The organism is Rhizobium sp. 9140, assembly GCF_900067135.1.
Taxonomy (GTDB): domain Bacteria; phylum Pseudomonadota; class Alphaproteobacteria; order Rhizobiales; family Rhizobiaceae; genus Ferranicluibacter.
The window spans coordinates 3,073,862-3,090,996 of sequence record NZ_FJUR01000001.1 but is presented as its reverse complement, the minus strand read 5'-3'; the positions used below and the strand labels follow the sequence as shown (position 1 = coordinate 3,090,996).

At 64.1% G+C, this 17,135-nt stretch carries 16 protein-coding genes; 8 read left to right on the top strand and 8 right to left on the bottom strand.

Going from position 1 to position 17,135, the window contains the following annotated elements; all coding sequences use genetic code 11:
* Positions 1-95: 95 nt before the first annotated feature.
* The 3 genes from GA0004734_RS14495 to GA0004734_RS14485 form a co-directional block, all read right to left on the bottom strand.
* On the bottom strand, positions 96-539 hold the full coding sequence (locus GA0004734_RS14495) for a hypothetical protein (RefSeq protein ID WP_092934787.1): 444 nt from the start codon (positions 537-539) through the stop codon (positions 96-98).
* Complete coding sequence (locus GA0004734_RS14490; RefSeq protein WP_092934785.1) at positions 536-790, bottom strand: hypothetical protein; 255 nt, start codon at positions 788-790, stop codon at positions 536-538. Before GA0004734_RS14490 ends, GA0004734_RS14495 begins: the two co-directional genes overlap by 4 nt.
* Positions 791-868: 78 nt before the next feature.
* Complete coding sequence (locus tag GA0004734_RS14485; RefSeq protein WP_092934783.1) at positions 869-1,765, bottom strand: LysR substrate-binding domain-containing protein; 897 nt, start codon at positions 1,763-1,765, stop codon at positions 869-871.
* Between the two features lie 109 nt (positions 1,766-1,874).
* Between GA0004734_RS14485 and GA0004734_RS14480 the strand changes: the two genes are divergently transcribed.
* On the top strand, positions 1,875-2,075 hold the full coding sequence (locus GA0004734_RS14480) for a hypothetical protein (RefSeq protein WP_139056276.1): 201 nt from the start codon (positions 1,875-1,877) through the stop codon (positions 2,073-2,075).
* Here GA0004734_RS14480 and xdhC read toward each other — a convergent pair.
* From xdhC to xdhA, 3 genes are all read right to left on the bottom strand, one after another.
* Entirely contained in the window at positions 2,051-2,875 is an 825-nt protein-coding gene (xdhC, locus tag GA0004734_RS14475) for a xanthine dehydrogenase accessory protein XdhC (protein ID WP_092934779.1), read from the bottom strand. The two genes, GA0004734_RS14480 and xdhC, sit on opposite strands and share 25 nt — an antisense overlap.
* Positions 2,872-5,223 carry a xanthine dehydrogenase molybdopterin binding subunit gene (gene xdhB, locus GA0004734_RS14470; protein ID WP_092934777.1) on the bottom strand — a complete coding sequence of 784 codons (2,352 nt, stop codon included), beginning with the start codon at positions 5,221-5,223 and terminating at the stop codon, positions 2,872-2,874. The genes xdhC and xdhB overlap by 4 nt, the downstream gene beginning before the upstream one ends.
* Before the next feature lie 79 nt (positions 5,224-5,302).
* Positions 5,303-6,799: a xanthine dehydrogenase small subunit gene (gene xdhA / locus GA0004734_RS14465; RefSeq protein ID WP_092934775.1), complete on the bottom strand. Its 1,497-nt coding sequence runs from the start codon at positions 6,797-6,799 to the stop codon at positions 5,303-5,305.
* Between the two features lie 207 nt (positions 6,800-7,006).
* Between xdhA and GA0004734_RS14460 the strand changes: the two genes are divergently transcribed.
* From GA0004734_RS14460 to sbmA, 4 genes are all read left to right on the top strand, one after another.
* A complete protein-coding gene (locus GA0004734_RS14460) occupies positions 7,007-8,065 on the top strand; it encodes an LLM class flavin-dependent oxidoreductase (RefSeq protein WP_092934773.1) in 1,059 nt (352 codons plus the stop codon).
* Between the two features lie 135 nt (positions 8,066-8,200).
* Positions 8,201-8,950 carry a type I methionyl aminopeptidase gene (map, locus tag GA0004734_RS14455; protein WP_092934771.1) on the top strand — a complete coding sequence of 250 codons (750 nt, stop codon included), beginning with the start codon at positions 8,201-8,203 and terminating at the stop codon, positions 8,948-8,950.
* A complete protein-coding gene (locus GA0004734_RS14450) occupies positions 8,950-10,149 on the top strand; it encodes a YbfB/YjiJ family MFS transporter (protein WP_245292426.1) in 1,200 nt (399 codons plus the stop codon). Before map ends, GA0004734_RS14450 begins: the two co-directional genes overlap by 1 nt.
* 123 nt (positions 10,150-10,272) lie before the next feature.
* The gene (gene sbmA / locus GA0004734_RS14445) at positions 10,273-11,544 is read left to right on the top strand and encodes a peptide antibiotic transporter SbmA (RefSeq protein ID WP_092936320.1); all 1,272 of its coding nucleotides are present in this window, start codon (positions 10,273-10,275) and stop codon (positions 11,542-11,544) included.
* A gap of 20 nt (positions 11,545-11,564) precedes the next feature.
* On the opposite strand, the gene GA0004734_RS14440 is transcribed toward sbmA, so the two are convergent.
* The gene (locus tag GA0004734_RS14440; RefSeq protein ID WP_092936319.1) at positions 11,565-12,614 is read right to left on the bottom strand and encodes a polysaccharide deacetylase; all 1,050 of its coding nucleotides are present in this window, start codon (positions 12,612-12,614) and stop codon (positions 11,565-11,567) included.
* Positions 12,615-12,956: 342 nt separating this feature from the next.
* Here GA0004734_RS14440 and GA0004734_RS14435 point away from each other — a divergent pair, with 342 nt between their 5' ends.
* The 3 genes from GA0004734_RS14435 to der all read left to right on the top strand — a co-directional run bounded on the left by GA0004734_RS14435 (position 12,957) and on the right by der (position 15,901).
* Positions 12,957-13,544: an NnrU family protein gene (locus tag GA0004734_RS14435; protein ID WP_092934769.1), complete on the top strand. Its 588-nt coding sequence runs from the start codon at positions 12,957-12,959 to the stop codon at positions 13,542-13,544.
* 139 nt (positions 13,545-13,683) lie between these two features.
* Positions 13,684-14,346, top strand: a complete 663-nt coding sequence (locus GA0004734_RS14430) for a tetratricopeptide repeat protein (protein WP_092934767.1) — start codon at positions 13,684-13,686, stop codon at positions 14,344-14,346.
* 136 nt (positions 14,347-14,482) lie between these two features.
* Positions 14,483-15,901, top strand: a complete 1,419-nt coding sequence (gene der, locus GA0004734_RS14425) for a ribosome biogenesis GTPase Der (RefSeq protein ID WP_092934765.1) — start codon at positions 14,483-14,485, stop codon at positions 15,899-15,901.
* Between the two features lie 147 nt (positions 15,902-16,048).
* Here the strand turns inward: der and GA0004734_RS14420 are convergent, their stop codons facing one another.
* Positions 16,049-16,963 (bottom strand): sugar kinase, encoded by a 915-nt coding sequence (locus GA0004734_RS14420; RefSeq protein ID WP_092934763.1) that lies wholly within the window; start codon positions 16,961-16,963, stop codon positions 16,049-16,051.
* Between the last annotated feature and the right edge of the window lie 172 nt (positions 16,964-17,135).

The window sequence follows — 17,135 nt, the reverse complement described above, 5'->3', positions numbered from 1 at the left end:
GGCGTGCTCGACAAGATATTTGGTGGCGAGCGCGATATGGCGGGGGATTGAGGACGTCAGTTGCTAACGCAGCGGCGTTGCAGGGGGGGGCGGGATCACTCGTCCCGTGGGGTGAACGAGAGCTTCTTCCTCTTATTTTCGGCCAGAATGGCCGATTTGATGCGCTTGAAGAACGCTTCTGGAATGAACCCGTAATCGACACGCTCTGGGACATCCGGTCTCGGGCGTAAATCGTAACCGGGCCAAATGAAGCGGTTGAGCTGCGTTAGCCGTACCCAATGCCTGCCACCGTCCAGTCCCAGGGTCCGAGCGACCGCGCGGGGCATTTCGAGCGATGCCGATACCTCTTCAGGTGCGGGCGCGGAATGCGTTATAGGTACGACAACGATCTGGATTTCTGCCGTTTCCCGGAGATTTGCCGCTAGAACGATGGCGCAGGGTCTGTCCTTGGCTGCTTCGTATCTGCCTTTGTCGTGATCCTCTTTCCAGAGGAAGGCATATCGAACCACCAGACCCGGTGCAGGGGCCGGTAATTTCACGCCGGTGAAATGCCATAGCGCGCACTCTCGAGATCCGATAGTGTTTCATCGTCCAGCTCGCCGACGATGAGTACTTCGCGCTCCCGGCGCTTCAGTCTTTTGTAGTGCTCAAGCTCACTAGCTGAGAGATAGCCACCGACGACCCGGCCATGGCTGGTGATTTCGATCATCTTTTCGGTAATGGCCTCGTCCTGATAGCGCGCAAAGCTGCGAGAAAAGACGGTCGCTGGTATTTTCAGAGCCTCGGACATCGATATCTCCCGTTCTGTGTAAAATACGTAAAATACAAAAATCGTCAAGGTTTAACTGGAGCCGGGTTACCGCAATCGTTACGCCTGAGCCCCGGCAAACTCCTCCAGAACCCAGTCGCGGAAAGCGCGAATCTTGGGAACGTTGCGGCGGCTTTCGGCGTAGGCGAGCCAGTAGTTCCGTCCGTCGTTGCAGAGGATATCGAAGGGAACGAGGAGGCGACCGGCGGCGATGTCGTCCGCGTAGTGGGCGGGGTTGACGATGGCGACGCCCTGTCCGGCCATGGCTGCCGCCGCATCGAAGGTCTGGACGCCGAAATCGTTCGGCGTGAGGGTGTCGAGTTTCGGATCGGCGACGCCGGCAGCCGTGAACCATTGTTTCCACCACGGATCGGATGGACTGATGAGCGGCAGTTTCAGAAGATCGGCGGGCGCGCAGATGCCGCCATGGGCTTTGGCAAGCTCCGGGCTGAGGATGGGCGCGAAGTCGAGGCGCATGATGTGGTGGCTGATCAGGCCCGGCCAATCGCCCGTACCCCAGCGGATGGCGATGTCGGCGTTCTCTGTCTGGAAATCGATCATGCGGGCGCCGGTGACGAGTCGCACGGCGATTTGCGGGTGCCGGAACTGAAAGGTGCCGAGGCGCCGGGTCAGCCATTGCTGGGCGAAGGTGGGCGTGGAATGCAGGATGAGGATTTCGCTCGATGCGCGCCGCGCCGCCACCACGGCCTCTCCCAGAAGATCGAACCCTTGGGCGACCTTCGGCAGCAGCCGTTCCCCCGTCTCCGTCAACGTGATCTGGCGCGGGCGGCGCAGGAAGAGGGGTTCGCCGATATTCTCCTCGAGCAGCTTGATCTGATAGCTGACGGCCGTCTGGGTGAGGCCGAGTTCCTCGCCGGCGCGGGTGAAGCTCGACAGGCGTGCGACAGCCTCGAAGACGCGCAGGGCGTTCAGCGGGAACTGTCGGGACATCTTCATGGATCAGGTCTCTTGATGGCATCAGGCGAATGTTCGATTGGATTTCGACCATGCGCAGGCCGATGATGCAAGCCACTCCTGACCGAATGGTGATGCCATGAGCTTGCAGATGACACGACCCGTCCTTCTTCCTACGCGGAAAACTTGCGGGCTCGGCCATGCCCTGCGGCGTCTGCGGGCGGTGTTCGCGCGGCTCCTGCCGGCGCGATATCCACGGCTGGATCTGGAGGGCATGCCACTGCATCTCCAGCGCGATCTCGGCTTTCTCGATGGCCGCGATCCGCGCTACGAGCCGGCGGTGCGCCAGTAGGCGTCGAGCGCGGCCAGCACTTCGGCCACCGTCATCGCTGCGATCACGGCGGGGCGCTTGTCGCTCACGGTCTTGCCGCCGATGGGCAGGACGAGGCGGGAGAGGGCGGCGTCATCAAGCCCTTCGTCGCGCGCCCAGCTGGCGAAGGTCGCGCGTTTGGTCTTCGAGCCGATCATACCGGTATAGGCGAGGTCCGTGCGGGAGAGGGCTTCCCGAGCGATCAGAAAATCCAATGCATGGTCATGCGTGAGAATGATGACGGCGCTGCCGGGGGCTATGTCCTTCACGAGGGCTTCCGGCATAGCCGTCAGGCGGTGGCTGGCGCGCGACGACATCAAGTCGAGTTCGGTGCCGCGCGTCTCCACCGCGATGGTGCGTACCGGCAGGAGCACCAGCGCATCGGCCAGCGCCCGGCCGACATGACCGCCGCCGAACAACCAGACCTCCGGAAAGCCGTCGACGCGGGCTTGCAGCATGGCATCGAGGTCGTCCCGCGCCGATGCGTCGAGCGGGCGGAAGGAAAGCGCAACGCGGCCGCCGCAGCATTGTCCGATCTCAGGCCCGAGCGGGATGTCGAGACGCGTCTCGGCCGTCATGCCCGCCAGCATGTTGCGGGCGTGATCGATCGCCATATGCTCCATCTGCCCGCCGCCGACGGTGCCGTGGCTGTCGGTGGGCGAGACGAGCATGAAGGCGCCGGTCTCGCGCGGGGTCGAGCCGCGCGTTTCCGAAACGTCGATCCAGACGATATGTGCCTCGCGGGCGAGAAATGCCTGCAGGCTGCCGACGACATATTTCATGAGGCGGCACGCATCCGTTCGACGGCCATCAGCACGCGTTCCGGCGTGGCCGGTGCATCGAGGCGGGGGCACTGACGATACTCGCCGACGCTTGCGACCGCCATGGAGATGGCTTCCAGCACCGAGATCGGCAGGTTGAACGGCGGCTCGCCAACGGCCTTGGAGCGGCCTATGGTCTCCTCGCCGTTTTCGCTCCACTCCGCCAGTTTGACGTTGAAGATCTTCGGGCGGTCGGAGGCGAGAGGTATCTTGTAGGTCGAGGGCGCATGGGTGCGCAGCCGGCCTTTGTCGTCCCACCAGAGCTCTTCCGTCGTCAGCCAGCCCATGCCCTGCACGAAGCCGCCTTCGATCTGCCCGATATCGATCGCCGGGTTGAGCGAGCGGCCGACATCGTGGAGCACGTCCACCCGCTCGACCATGTATTCGCCGGTCAACGTATCGATCGAGACCTCCGAGACGGCAGCGCCATAGGCGAAGTAGTAGAAAGGGGTACCGCGCCCGGTGTTGCGGTCCCAGTGGATTTTCGGCGTCTTGTAGAAGCCGGCGGCGGACAGCTGGATGCGGGCGAAATAGGCTTGCTTGACGAGGTCGTTGAAGGGGACGCGCTCCTCGCCGATGAGAACATGGTTCGGCACGAAGGAGACCTTGTCCGGCGTCGTCTGCCAGCGTTCGGCCGCAAAAGCGACGAGACGTTCCTTGATCTGGCGGGCGGCATCGGCCGCAGCCATGCCGTTGAGGTCGGTGCCGGAGGAGGCGGCGGTGGCCGATGTGTTCGGCACCTTGCCCGTCGTGGTCGCGGTGATCTTCACGCGGTCGATATCGACCTGGAAGCTGTCCGCCAGCACCTGCGCGATCTTGGTGTAGAGCCCCTGGCCCATCTCCGTGCCGCCATGGTTCAGGTGGATCGAGCCGTCCTGATAGACATGGACCAGAGCGCCCGCCTGATTGAAGGCGGTCATGGTGAAGGAGATGCCGAACTTGACCGGCGTCAGCGCGATGCCCTTGCGGATGATGCGGCTGCCCGCGTTGAAAGCGAGAATATCGGCGCGGCGCTTCCGGTAGTCGGCACTTTCCTCAAGGTCCGCCACCAGCTTGCTGATGATGTTGTCCTCGACCTGTTGGTGATAGGGGGTGAGATCGCGGCCGGAGCCTTTTTCGCCGTAGAAGTTCAGCTTGCGGATATCCAGCGTGTCCTTGCCGAGCGCATAGGCGATCTCCTCGATCATGCGTTCGGCACCGACGATGCCCTGCGGCCCGCCAAAGCCGCGATAGGCGGTGTTGGAGACGGTGTTGGTCTTCAGAGGTTCGGAGGTCAGGCGCACGTGCGGATAGAAATAGGCGCCATCCGCGTGGAAGAGGGCGCGGTCTGTGACCGGGCCGGACAGGTCGGAGGAGTAGCCGCAGCGGGCAGCGAAGGTTGCGTCCACGGCATGAATGCGGCCGTCATCGTCGAAGCCGACCTCGTATTCGACGAGGAAATCGTGACGCTTGCCGGTGCAGGCCATGTCCTCGTCGCGGTCGGGGCGGAATTTCACCGGACGGTTCAGCTTCTTGGCTGCAACGGCCGCGATGGCGGCGAACTGGTTGCCCTGCGTCTCCTTGCCGCCGAAGCCGCCGCCCATGCGGCGAACCTGCACGGTGACCGCGTTGGAGGGGACCCCGAGCACATGCGCGACCATGTGCTGGACCTCGCTCGGATGCTGGGTCGAGGACCAGACGGTGATATCGTCGTCCTCGCCGGGAATGGCAAAGGCGATGTGGCTTTCGAGATAGAAGTGCTCCTGCCCGCCGATGCGCATTTCGCCCTTCACGCGGCGCGGCGCGTTCGGCATTTCGTGCGCGGCATCGCCGCGCGAAAGCGTCAGCGGCTTGGTCACCAGCTTGCCGCCGGCCTCGCGCGCCTGGATGACGTCGATGGCGTGCGGCAGGTCGTTGTAGACGATGCTGGCAAGGCGGGTGGCCCGGCGGGCGGCGTCGCGCGTTTCGGCAATGACGGCGAATGCAGCCTGACCGTGGAACTCGACGCGACCCTCCGCCAGCACCGGTTCGTCATCGAGGTGGCTGGGGCTGATGTCGTTGGAATGGGGCATGTCGCGCGCGGTGAGAACGCAGACGACGCCGGGATAGGCTTCCACGGCGCCGAGATCCATCGAGACGATCTCGGCATGGGCGCGGTCGGTCAGGCCGAGGGCCGCATGTAAAGTCCCCGCCGGCTCGGGCATATCGTCGATATAGTCGGCACTGCCGGCCACATGCTTGTGCGCGCTGTCATGGCGCAGGTTCTTGTGCATACCGCCGCGAATGGTGGTTGCGATGGTCTTGCGCTCTTCGAAGGTGGAGGTGTCCATGGCGTTCCTGACGTTCGTTGGCGTCTTGCATACATTGGGCGGGATGGAAGACAGGCCAGAGAGGGCCTTTCTTCTCACATCATTCCGCGGCCTCGAACCGCACCAGCTCCGCCGGTGCGCCGGATGTTTCCAGATAGAAGCGCAACAGCAGGTTCTTGGCCGTCAGCGCGCGATAGGTGCTCGTAGCGCGCCAGTCGCTTAACGGCTGGTAATCGAGGTCGAAGGCCGGGCGGGCGGCTGTCACGGTTTCCTCTGTCCACGGCTTGCCAATCAGCGCATCCTCGACGGCCGTGGCGCGCTTCGGCGTGCCGGCCATGCCGCCGAAGGCGATGCGGGCGGATGTGACGATGCCTTCCGGCGATACGGCAAGGCGAAAGGCGGCGCAGAGGGCGGAAATATCCTCGTCGCGACGCTTGGAGATCTTGTAGACGGCGAAGTGCTCGTCAGTGGGCAAGGTGGGGACGAACAAGCTCTCGACGAACTCCCCCGGGTGGCGGTCCTGCCGGCCATAGGCGATGAAATAGCTCTCCAGCGGCAGGGTGCGCGTGCCGGAGATGGAGCGGAGCGTGACGGTCGCCTCGAGCGCGATCAAAGGCGGCGGCGTGTCGCCGATGGGCGAGCCGTTGGCGATGTTGCCGCCGATGGTACCCATGTTGCGCACCTGATCGCCGCCGAGCCTGTCGAGCAGCTTCCCGAGCGGCGGCAGGCGGCGCGCCAGCGTGGAAAAGGCGAGCGAATAGGTGACGCCGGCGCCGATGGTGATGCCGTCGGGCGTTTCGGTGATCGATTGCAGATCCGAAAGGCCGTTGACGAAGATGACGGGATTGATGGCCCGCATCTGCTTCGTCACCCAGAGGCCGACATCGGTGGAACCCGCAACGACGGTGGCGCCCGGATATTCGGCGAGCGCTCCGGCCAGCGCCTGCGCCGAGCCGGGAACAACGAGGCGGGCGTCGGGCGGGCCGAGAACGATGGTTTCGCCGGTGGGCAGACCCGACAGAAACCCACGAACGCGATCGCGCATTTTCAGGATCGGATCGAAGACGGCATCGGGCCGGGCGGTGGCGACGGCTTCGGCCGCGCGCACGATCGGCTCGTAGCCGGTGCATCGACAGAGATTGCCCTGAAGCGCCTTTTCGATGTCGGCGCGGCCGGGATTGTCCTTCGACAGCCAGAGGCCGTAGAGCGACATGACGAAGCCCGGCGTGCAGAAGCCGCATTGCGAGCCGTGGTAGTCCACCATGGCCTGCTGCACCGGATGCAGGGTGCCGTCGCGTGCCGCCAGATGCTCGACGGTGACGACATGGGTGGCGCTGAGCGAGCCCACGAAACGGATGCAGGCATTGACGCCTTCATAGACGAGGTTTCCGGCGACCAGACGCCCGACGAGAACGGTGCAGGCGCCGCAGTCACCTTCGGCGCAGCCTTCCTTAGTGCCGGTCAGCCGGCGCTCCAGCCGAAGAAAATCGAGCAGGGTCGCGGTGGGCGCAACGGTCGTGAGGGCGATTTCGCGGTCGTTGAGCAGGAACCGGATGCTGCCGGAAGACGAATGGACGGTTTCGGTGGTGCTGGTCATACGGACCCCTTGTCTTGACGGGCAAGACTAAGCGCAAAGACAGCCGCATGACAATTGCTTTTGGCAGCCGGCTCACTCATCCCGAGCGGACTACGCTGCCTTTGGCCGTAAACAGCGCGGCGACGCAGCGTTCTGTCTTTGGCTGTGGGAAAACGCGATGCCCATGTTTATGTGTAGGACGAACATCATCAGCAGGGCAGGCGCATCATGGAACTCGGTCTTTATACCTTCGGCGATGTCGACCCCAAAGCCGCCGACAAGGGCCGCGAGGGCGAGCGCCGGCTGAAGAACCTGCTGGAAGAAATCGAGCTCGCCGACCAGGTCGGCCTCGACGTGTTCGGGCTCGGGGAGCATCACCGGGCCGATTATGTCGTCTCGTCCCCGGCCGTCGTGCTGGCGGCGGCGGCGGCGCGCACCAGCCGCATCCGCCTGAGCAGTGCCGTGACCGTGCTATCGTCGGACGATCCGGTGCGCGTGTTCCAGCAGTTCGCGACGCTCGATCTTCTCTCCGGTGGACGTGCGGAGATCATGGCGGGGCGTGGCTCCTTCATCGAATCGTTTCCGCTGTTCGGCTATCCGCTGGAGGATTACGACGACCTGTTTTCCGAAAAGCTCGACCTCTTGATGGCCTTGCGCAACGACGAGATCGTGACGTGGGAGGGCGAGAAGCGGGCAGCCCTTCACGATCGCGGCGTCTATCCACGACCGTTGCAGGCACCGCTGCCGCTGTGGGTGGCCGTTGGCGGCACACCGCAGTCGGTGGCGCGGGCCGGTGCGCTCGGCCTGCCGGTGGCGCTGGCCATCATCGGCGGCGAGCCGGCGCGTTATGCGCCGCTGTTCGATCTCTACCGCGAGGCCGCGCGGCGGGCCGGGCAGCCGGCAACGGGGCTGAAGACCAGCATCAACGTGCATGGCTTCATCGCCGATACGACTCAAGCTGCAGCCGACCAGTTCTACGGCCCGCAGGCCGAGGTCATGGACCGGATCGGCCGCGAACGCGGCTGGGGGCCGACAAACCGGGCGCATTTCGATCAGGCGATCGGTCCGCGCGGCAATCTGTTTCTGGGCGATCCGGAGACGGTTGCCGAAAAGATCGTCCGGCATCACCGGATCTTCCGCAACGATCGTTTCCTGTTGCAGATGGCAATCGGCCCGATGCCACACGACCAGATCATGCGCGGCATCGAGCTCTACGGCACGAGGGTCGCGCCGCTGGTGCGCGCGGGGATCGCCGAGGACGCAGCGCGGGCGGCGAACGCCGTTTGAGACGCGATGGCGATTCCCGCCAGCCGCCCGGCTTCCTTGCGGGCAATAAGCGGAGTACATAGGTTTGCTTTTCGACCGGCGCACCGGGGGCCTCGTTCCCCACTGCACCGCACCAGCTTTCGGATATGAACGACCATGACCCTTGAAAATGCCGACGATCTCGAACGCCTGAAGGAGATCGGCCGGATCTGCGCCAATACGCTTCAAATCATGGGCGCAGCTCTTGAACCGGGCATGACCACGGCAGAACTCGACCTCATCGGCCGCAAGGCGCTGGAGGCGGAGGGCGCGCAGTCTGCACCGGAGCTTTCCTATCGCTTTCCCGGCGCGACCTGCATCAGCGTCAACGAAGAGGTCGCACATGGCATTCCCGGGCCAAGGGTGATCGCGGCCGGCGATCTGGTCAATATCGACGTTTCAGCTGAAAAAGGCGGTTTGTTCGCCGATACCGGCGCGTCCTTCGCCGTGCCGCCGATCTCGCGCGCGACGGAACGGCTCTGCCGCGACGGCAAGCGCGCCATGTGGGTGGGGCTGAACGAGGTCAAGGCGGGCAAGCCGCTCGCCGCCATCGGCAATGCCATCGGTGCCTTTGCCCGCAAGAACCGGTACACGCTGATCTCCAACCTCGCCAGCCATGGTGTCGGGCGCTCATTGCACGAGGAGCCGACCGAAATCTCTACCTGGCCGGACAAGCACGAGAAGCGGCGCATGGAGGACGGAATGGTTTTCACCATCGAGCCCTTCCTGTCGATGGGCGCGCAGTATGCCGAAGGCGGCGACGATGCCTGGACGCTCTACAGCGAGCCGCGCGCGCCGACCGTGCAGTACGAGCACACCGTCGTCGTGACGCGCAACGGTCCTCTCGTCGTGACGCTGCCCGGCTGATGCCCCATACGCGCACATCGGGTTTCCGGCTCTTGGCGACGGCAATGGCCGGCGCGATCGCGATGGCGGTTGCCATGGGCTTTGGCCGGTTCTCCTACACGCCGATCCTGCCGGGTATGATGCTGGACATTCCGCTATCGCCGGGGCAGGCCGGGATCATAGCGGCGGCCAACTTCGTCGGGTATCTGCTCGGCGCCGTGCTGGCCGGTCTCTCCTTCGCGCAAGGGCGAGAGCGGGTGATCGGTCTCGGCATGCTGGTTGCGACCACCGTGCTGCTCTGCGCCATGGGGCTGACAACCTCTGTGGCGATGTTCGCGCTGATCCGGTTTCTCGCCGGCATGGCCAGCGCCTTCACCATGATCATGATCTCCCAGATCGTGCTGACCCGAGGTGCGGCGGCCGGCAGCAGCCATGTGCAATCCCTGCATTTCGCGGGCGTCGGGCTCGGCATCGCCGCCTCGTCGCTGATGGTCTGGCTGCTGCCGTCGGGCCAGGGCGAAGCCTTGGCGAACTGGCGGGAGGCGTGGTTTGCGGGGGCTTTCCTCGCTCTGCTCGGCACCGCCTGCGTGGCGCTGCTGCTGCCGGATGGGCCGACGAGCACCGCGAGCGCGAGCGTGGCCGAGCCGCCGCTCGTCTGGACGCGGCCGTTTGCGGCCTTGACGCTGACCTACGGCCTGTTCGGCTTCGGTTACGTGATTACCGCGACCTTTCTGGTCGCCATGGCGCGCGCGGGTGCGGTGGATCACACGATCGAGTTTCTCTCCTGGCTCGTTACGGGTCTGAGTGCCGCGGCCTCCGTTGCCGCATGGCGGAAGGCGGTGCCGCGCTTCGGCATCGTCGGCGTCTATCTCATCGGCCTCCTCGTGGAAGCGCTCGGCCTCATCCTTACCGTGGTTCTGCCGTTTCCGGCGGCACCGCTGGCCGGCGGTCTGCTTTTGGGCGCCACCTTCGTCATGATCACGGCCTTCGGCCTCCAGATCGGCCGGGCGCTGGCGCCCGCCAGCCAGCGCCGCGCGCTCGCCGTCATGACCGCCGCCTTCGGCATCGGCCAGATCGTCGGCCCGCTCGTCGCCGGCTGGCTCGCCGAAAGCACCGGCAGCTTCACGCTGCCGACGCTCATCGCCAGCGGCGTCCTCATTCTCTGCGCGGTCATCATCTTCGCCGAGCGCCGGGGTATCCGCAGGGCATCGGGGCTTTGAGATGCCCACCCGGGATTAAAAAGCTGTAACCTTTCAAGGGTGTGATTGTGAAGCCTCTCCAATTGGCCTAGGTTCGCCGCCATGAACGCGGGCGGTTCGCCCGCCAGCCAGAAGGTTCCCGCCTTGTTTCATTCGTTCTTTCCCAAGCCGAAGTTGTTTTTCACGTCGCTGATCGTGTGGACGCTCGTCTGCATTTTCCTCTGGTATGGCTTCGTTGCGGATTGGGGTGCCTCCATCGGCTATGCGCCGATCCCGGAGGATCAGATGCCGATCGATCTGCGCTTCTTCCTGACGCCGGACAATCGTTTCTTCTATGCCTATTTCTTCGTCTGTACCGTGCTCTTCGGTGGGGTCTGGAACTATATCGCCCGGGATCATCCCTGGATCGATTGGTCCATCTGGGGCTCGGCGCTTATCCTCTTCTGCACCTATTTCGGCGTGCAGGTGTATGTCGCGATCAACAACTGGCGCCGCCCTTTCGGCGATCTCCTGCAGAATGCCCTGACGGGCAAGCCGGGCGTTACCGTCTGGGATTTCTATTCGCTGCAGCTGATCTTCTGCCAGATCGTCTTTCTCAGCATGTTCGTGTCGATCCTCACGGACTTCTTCGTCAGCCATTATGTGTTCCGCTGGCGCACCGCGATGAACGACTACTACATGTCGCAGTGGGAGCGTGTCAGGCACATCGAAGGCGCTTCGCAGCGTGTGCAGGAAGATACGATGCGCTTCGCCAACATTCTCGAAGGGTTGGGCGTCAGCCTCATCAATTCGGTGATGACGCTGATCGCCTTTCTTCCCATCCTGTTTGCCCTGTCGAGCTACGTTACGGAACTGCCGGTCATCGGGCCGATTGCGCATTCGCTGTTCTGGCTGGCCATTGGTTGGTCGGCATTCGGCACGCTGCTACTGGCCTTTGCCGGCATCAAGCTGCCGGGCCTGCATTTTCGCAACCAGCGCGTCGAGGCGGCGTACCGCAAGGAGCTCGTCTATGGTGAGGATCATGCCGATCGCGCACAGCCGATCACCGTCGTCGAGTTGTTTTCCAATGTGCGCCGAAACTACTTCCGCATGTATTGGCACTACCTGTACTTCAACGTCGCTCGTTATTTCTACATTCAGGCCGATGCTCTGTTCGTGACCTTCATGCTGGTACCGACCATCGTCGCGGGCAAGATCACCTATGGTATCTACCAGCAGATCGCCACTGCCTTCGGTCAAGTTTCCAACTCGTTCCAATACCTCGTCAATTCCTGGACGACGATCATCGAACTCTTGTCCATCCACAAACGCCTGAAGGCATTCGAAGCTGCGATCGATGATCTGCCGCTGCCGGATATCGATCAGCGATACCTGAAAGGTCAGAACGAAGAAGAGGTAAGTCCCGCTCAGCCCTGATCCGTTCTTTCCCGTGACGATCAAAAGGCGGAGGGATCCGCCTTTTTTCGTGCCTCGATCAGCGGGAGGGCCTGCGCATAGCTGACGCAGGCGACGTCCTGTTTCCGGCAGGTCTCCGTGAGGAAGGTCTCCAGCGCGCGCCAGTAGGCGCCGCCGTTCATTTCCACGAAGTGGAAGCCGAGCTGGAGCGGGATGCGGGCGCCGTCGTACTGGGCGGCGAAGGCATCGCGGTAGGCCTTCAGCGTGCGTTGTTCGAAGGTGGCGCTGTCCTTGCGGTTTTCGACCCCCATCGAGTGGCGGACGAAGAGATTGTAATCCATGCCGATGACGCGGCGGCCGGTCGGGCCTTCGGGGATCAGCGGCAGGCCGAAGCGCTGGATGCCATCCTCAAGGGTGGGCCAGGCTGGCCCCTTGGTGACAAGGCTGGCGTCGTAGGACAGGCCCGCCTTTCGCTCGGCCGGAACGAGCCCGGCGCTGGTCGAGAGATACGGCGCGCGAAACCCCTTGATGCCGTCGATCATGCTGCGCCAGCCGTCTGGTTCTTCGGGGCCAATGCCGCCGGCCTTCCAGCCATTGTCGAGCGCTGCATCGAAGGCGGTGAATTCGGCGCTCCAGTCCTTCTCGCTCCAGTCCTTGCCATCGAAGTGGCCGCAGCCATGACTGCCGATGTCGTGGCCATCCTGATGGGCCTGCCAGATGTGACGCACGCGCGTCGCGATTTCGTCGCGGCTCTGGGCATAGCCAACATTGGACGCCCCGACCTTGTGGCCGCTCGCTTGATAGGAGCGCCCACCCTCGGCCCTGGTCATCAGGAAGGTGCAGGAGAGGAAATAGGTGAAGTGCGCGCCGACCCTCGGCCCCATGGCGAGGCTCCGCTCCCAGAGCCGATTGTCGTGGGCACCGTCGAACGAGATGATGACGAGTTGCTGGAAGTTCGATGGTGTCGTCGTGGACAGTGATGGCGGAGCGGTCTGTGCTGCCGGCTGCGGCGGGTCCGCCCGCACGACCGACGGCGCCAGCGTCATCGACGGCAGGAGGAGGGCGGCCAAGGGGGCAGAGGATCTGTGCATGCGGAAACCTGACGTGATGCGCCCGCTGCGGACCATGGCGATCTGGGCGCGATGTCGGCCCGCAGCAGAGAGATGTTGAACACGGCGCGACCGGAGGGAGACGATCGGCGCTCGCCCATGCGACAGGAATGCGGCGATCCTTTGAAGCCGTGACAGCCAAAGGCCATAGAATGCGGAAAAACCGACGGAAAGTGGCTTTCGAGGCGTGCGGAGCGCAGCATATCAGAAAAGCGTTGCAGATGCCCGGATTTGCTTCATAAATCTTTGTTAACCCTTTCGGGTGCCGTCTATGGGCGGCTGAAGCTGTTGGGCGACGGCGTGACACAGTGATGGGGTGCAGCCATGGGACTACTGGTTCTCGGTATCGTCGTTCTCTTGGGCGTGCATCTGCTGCGGATCGTGGTGCCCGGCCTGCGCGCAGCGCTGATCGTGCGGTTGGGCAAGCCCACCTTCATGGTGCTCTACGGGCTCGTCAGCCTCGCGGGTCTCTGTCTTGTCGTGGTGGGCTTCGGGCAGGCGCGGGCCGTCACCGGCCTGCTCTATGCGCCGCCGGTGTTCCTCAAGCATGTGGCGCTGCTGCTCATGTTGCCCGCCTTCATCTGTCTCGCCGCCGGGTTTCTCCCGGCCGGGCGGATTGCGGTGAAGACACGGCACCCGCAGGTGCTCGCCATCAAGATCTGGGCGCTGGCGCATCTGCTGGCCAATGGCGAGACGGCATCCGTACTCCTGTTCGGCGCATTTCTTGTCTGGGGCGTCATTGCAAGAATGTCGCTGAAGCGGCGCGCAAGGGCGGGTGAGGATGTGCTGCCGGTCTTTCGCTCGCCGCGCTTCGACGTCATGGCGATCGCGCTCGGCCTTCTGGCTTATGTCCTTTTCGTGCTGAAGCTTCACGAGGTGATGATCGGAGTGTCGCCGATCGCGCTCTCGTGAAACGCTTTCGAGCGGATTTATGAGAGCGGGGTGCTCACAATGGCGCGATTTCGCCTTGCCCCCTTACAATATGCGCGAAATAGGCTAGAAGCGCGGCTTTGACAGAAATGGCAGAGAAGGCCGGTCCGCCGGAACCCGAATGGCGCATCAGAACGACAGTTTCATCCGCGAGGTCAATGACGAGCTTCGCTCCGAGCAGGTCAAGGCGGTCTGGCTCCGCTTCGGCGGCATTCTTGCCATGCTCGCGATTCTCATCGTCATCGGCACGATCGGCAAGGTGGCCTATGATTACTGGCACGAGACCTCGGCCTCGGCATCGGGCGATGAGTTTCTGGCAGCCCTGACGCTGGCCAAGGACAACAAGACCGACGAGGCACTTGCCGCCTTCGACAAGCTGGAAGCCGACGGTTATGGCGCCTATCCGGTTCTGGCGCAGATGCGCGCGGCGACGCTGAAGGCCCAGAAGGGCGATACCGCCGCCGCCGTCACGGCTTTCACCGAGATTTCGAAGAACGATGCGATCGTGCAGCCGATGCGGGACGCAGCCCGCATCCGTGCCGCTTATCTGCTGGTTGATACCGGCACCTACGCGCAGGTCGCGGCAGAAGCCGAACAGCTGGCGGTGGACGGCAACGGCCTGCGCAGCTCCGCCCGCGAAGCGCTGGGCCTCGCCGCCTACAAGGCCGGCGACAAGGTCAAGGCGAAAGAGTGGTTCCAGCAGATCGTCGACGACAACCAGGCACCCCGCGGCCTTGCCAACCGGGCGCGCATGCTTCTGGACGTCATGGCGTCCACGCAGTGACATGAACCCCGCGACGCTGCCCCTCGCAGGGCGGTTTGCGGGATGAACCGAGAGGTCGCAACGCCCAGTGCCCGTCATGACGACGGGCGGCGCTACGGCCGGTACAGCGGCGTGAACGCCGCGACAGGATTTTGAGATGAACTTCACCGTCGCCATCGTCGGCCGCCCCAATGTCGGCAAGTCCACGCTCTTCAACCGCCTTGTGGGCAAGAAACTGGCGCTGGTCGATGACACCCCGGGCGTAACGCGCGACCGGCGGCCGGGCGATGCGAAGCTCGTCGATCTCCGCTTTACCATCATCGACACGGCCGGCCTCGAGCAGTCCGGCCCCGAGACCTTGCAGGGCCGCATGTGGGCGCAGACGGAGGCCGCGATCGACGAGGCCGACCTGACGCTGTTTGTGGTCGATGCCAAGGCAGGCCTGACGCCGGCCGACCAGACGCTGGCCGACCTCTTGCGCCGGCGCGGCAAGCCCGTCGTGCTCGTCGCCAACAAGTCGGAAGCCAAGGGCTCCGACGGCGGCTTCTACGATGCCTTCACGCTCGGCCTCGGCGATCCCTGCCCGATTTCGGCCGAGCACGGGCAGGGCATGATCGACCTGCGCGATGCCATCGTCGAGGCGATCGGCGAGGAGCGGGCCTTCCCGCCCGTCGTGGACGAAGCCGAGACGGATATCGACCTGCGCAAGACGGCTGACGAGGGCGACGACGACGAGGAGCCGGTCTATGACGAGACCAAGCCGCTCCGTGTCGCCATCATCGGACGTCCGAATGCGGGCAAATCGACGCTGATCAATCGCTTTCTGGGCGAGGATCGCCTGCTGACCGGGCCGGAAGCGGGCATCACGCGCGACTCCATCTCGGTGGAATGGGACTGGCGCGGACGCACGATCAAGATGTTCGATACGGCCGGCATGCGCAAGAAGGCGCGTGTGCAGGAGAAGCTGGAAAAGCTCTCGGTTGCCGACAGCCTGCGCTCGATCCGCTTTGCCGAATCCGTCGTCATCGTCTTCGACGCCACCATCCCGTTCGAGAAGCAGGACCTGCAACTGGTCGATCTCGTGATCCGCGAGGGTCGTGCGGCCGTGCTCGCCTTCAACAAATGGGATCTTGTCGAGGACCCGCAGGCGCTGCTGGCCGATCTTCGCGAGAAGACCGAGCGGCTGTTGCCGCAGGCACGCGGCATCCGGGCGGTGCCGATGTCCGGGCAGACCGGCTACGGGCTCGACAAGCTGATGCAGTCGATCATCGACACGGACAAGGTCTGGAACCGCCGCATCTCGACGGCGCGACTGAACAAGTGGCTCGATGCGCAGCAGACGCAGCATCCGCCACCGGCTGTCTCGGGCCGTCGCCTGAAGCTGAAATACATGACGCAGGTCAAGGCCCGCCCGCCAGGCTTCATGATCTCGTGTACGCGGCCGGACTCCGTGCCGGAAAGCTATATCCGCTACCTGACCAACGGCCTGCGCGCCGACTTTGAGCTGCCCGGCGTGCCGATCCGCATTCACCTCCGGGCGTCCGAGAACCCGTTCGAGGGCAAGAAGCGTCGCTGAGATCGCTCCATCGGGTGCCGTCTGAAGACGGCCCGATGCGGATCTTTTCTCAGGTCATCGCCCAATGCGGTGGTTTGCGAGTCGATCCCGGAATTTTGAGCGGCAGTTCGCGTGAGTTTTCACGCGAACGGGCTTGTTAAAGGGGTGTTACGCCTGCGGCAGATGCTCGACAGGCACGAGCGCGCCGTGATGCGCGATGACGGCGGCGGCGACGCGGGCGGAGAATGCTGCGGCCTCGGCCGGAGCAACGCCCGTGAGAACCCTTGCCAGAAACGCGCCGTTGAAGCTGTCGCCTGCGCTCGTCGTATCAACGACGGTCTCCACCTTCGGCGGCGATATGCGCGCGACGTCGTTTGCTCCATCGGAGAGAAGCGCGTCTCCGCCGCCATTCTTGACGAGGACCATGTCTGCGCCCCACTGCCGGTATCGGGCAATCGTCGCCTCGGGGTCGGCATCGCCGAAATGCGCCTGCTCGTCATCGAAGCTCGGCAGAAGCACGGTCGAGGCGCGGGCGCCGGCCTCAACAGCAGCGCGCAGGGTTGCCGCGTCGTCCCACAGGCGGGACCGGATATTAGGGTCGAAGACGACGCGCTTTCCCGCAGCCTTTGCGCGGCGCAGTTCGAGGATCAGCGTCTCGCGTGCCTCGGGAGGAAGGATGGCCAGCGTGATGCCGGAGAAGACGATGGTGTCGGCTTTGTCGATGGCGCTGCGCAGATGCGTGGCATCGTCTGCGAGCTTTCGCGCGGCAGATGCCGAGCGCCAATAGGAGAAGCTGCGCTCGCCATCCTTGAGGTGGATCATGTAGAGGCCGGGGGCGGCGCCCTCGATCTGCCGGATATCCTCGGTGAGGATGGCCTTGCTGCCGATGAAGGCGAGCATCTCCTGCGACAGGAGGTCGGTGCCGACGGCGCTGAGATAGGCGACGTCGACATCGGCGGGGAGGTAGGTCCGGGCATAATAGGCGGCGTTCAGGGTGTCGCCGGCAAAGCCCTTGCGCAGCAGCCCGCTGCCGGCATCGCCCAGTTCCACCATGCATTCGCCGATCGCCAGAAGCCGTGCCATCGCTGTTCTCCTCTTTGCTTTTGCCGGATAAAGCCTGCGCGTGGGGATAGCAAGGCAGCGCGTCTGTTTGAGAGACTAAATTAGCAGTGCTTTCGTTGGCGCGCGCCGGAAAGGCGCTCTCGCGTCATTGCTTCACGGGGTGCCGATCGTTAAACATCGATTTGTCCCCCTC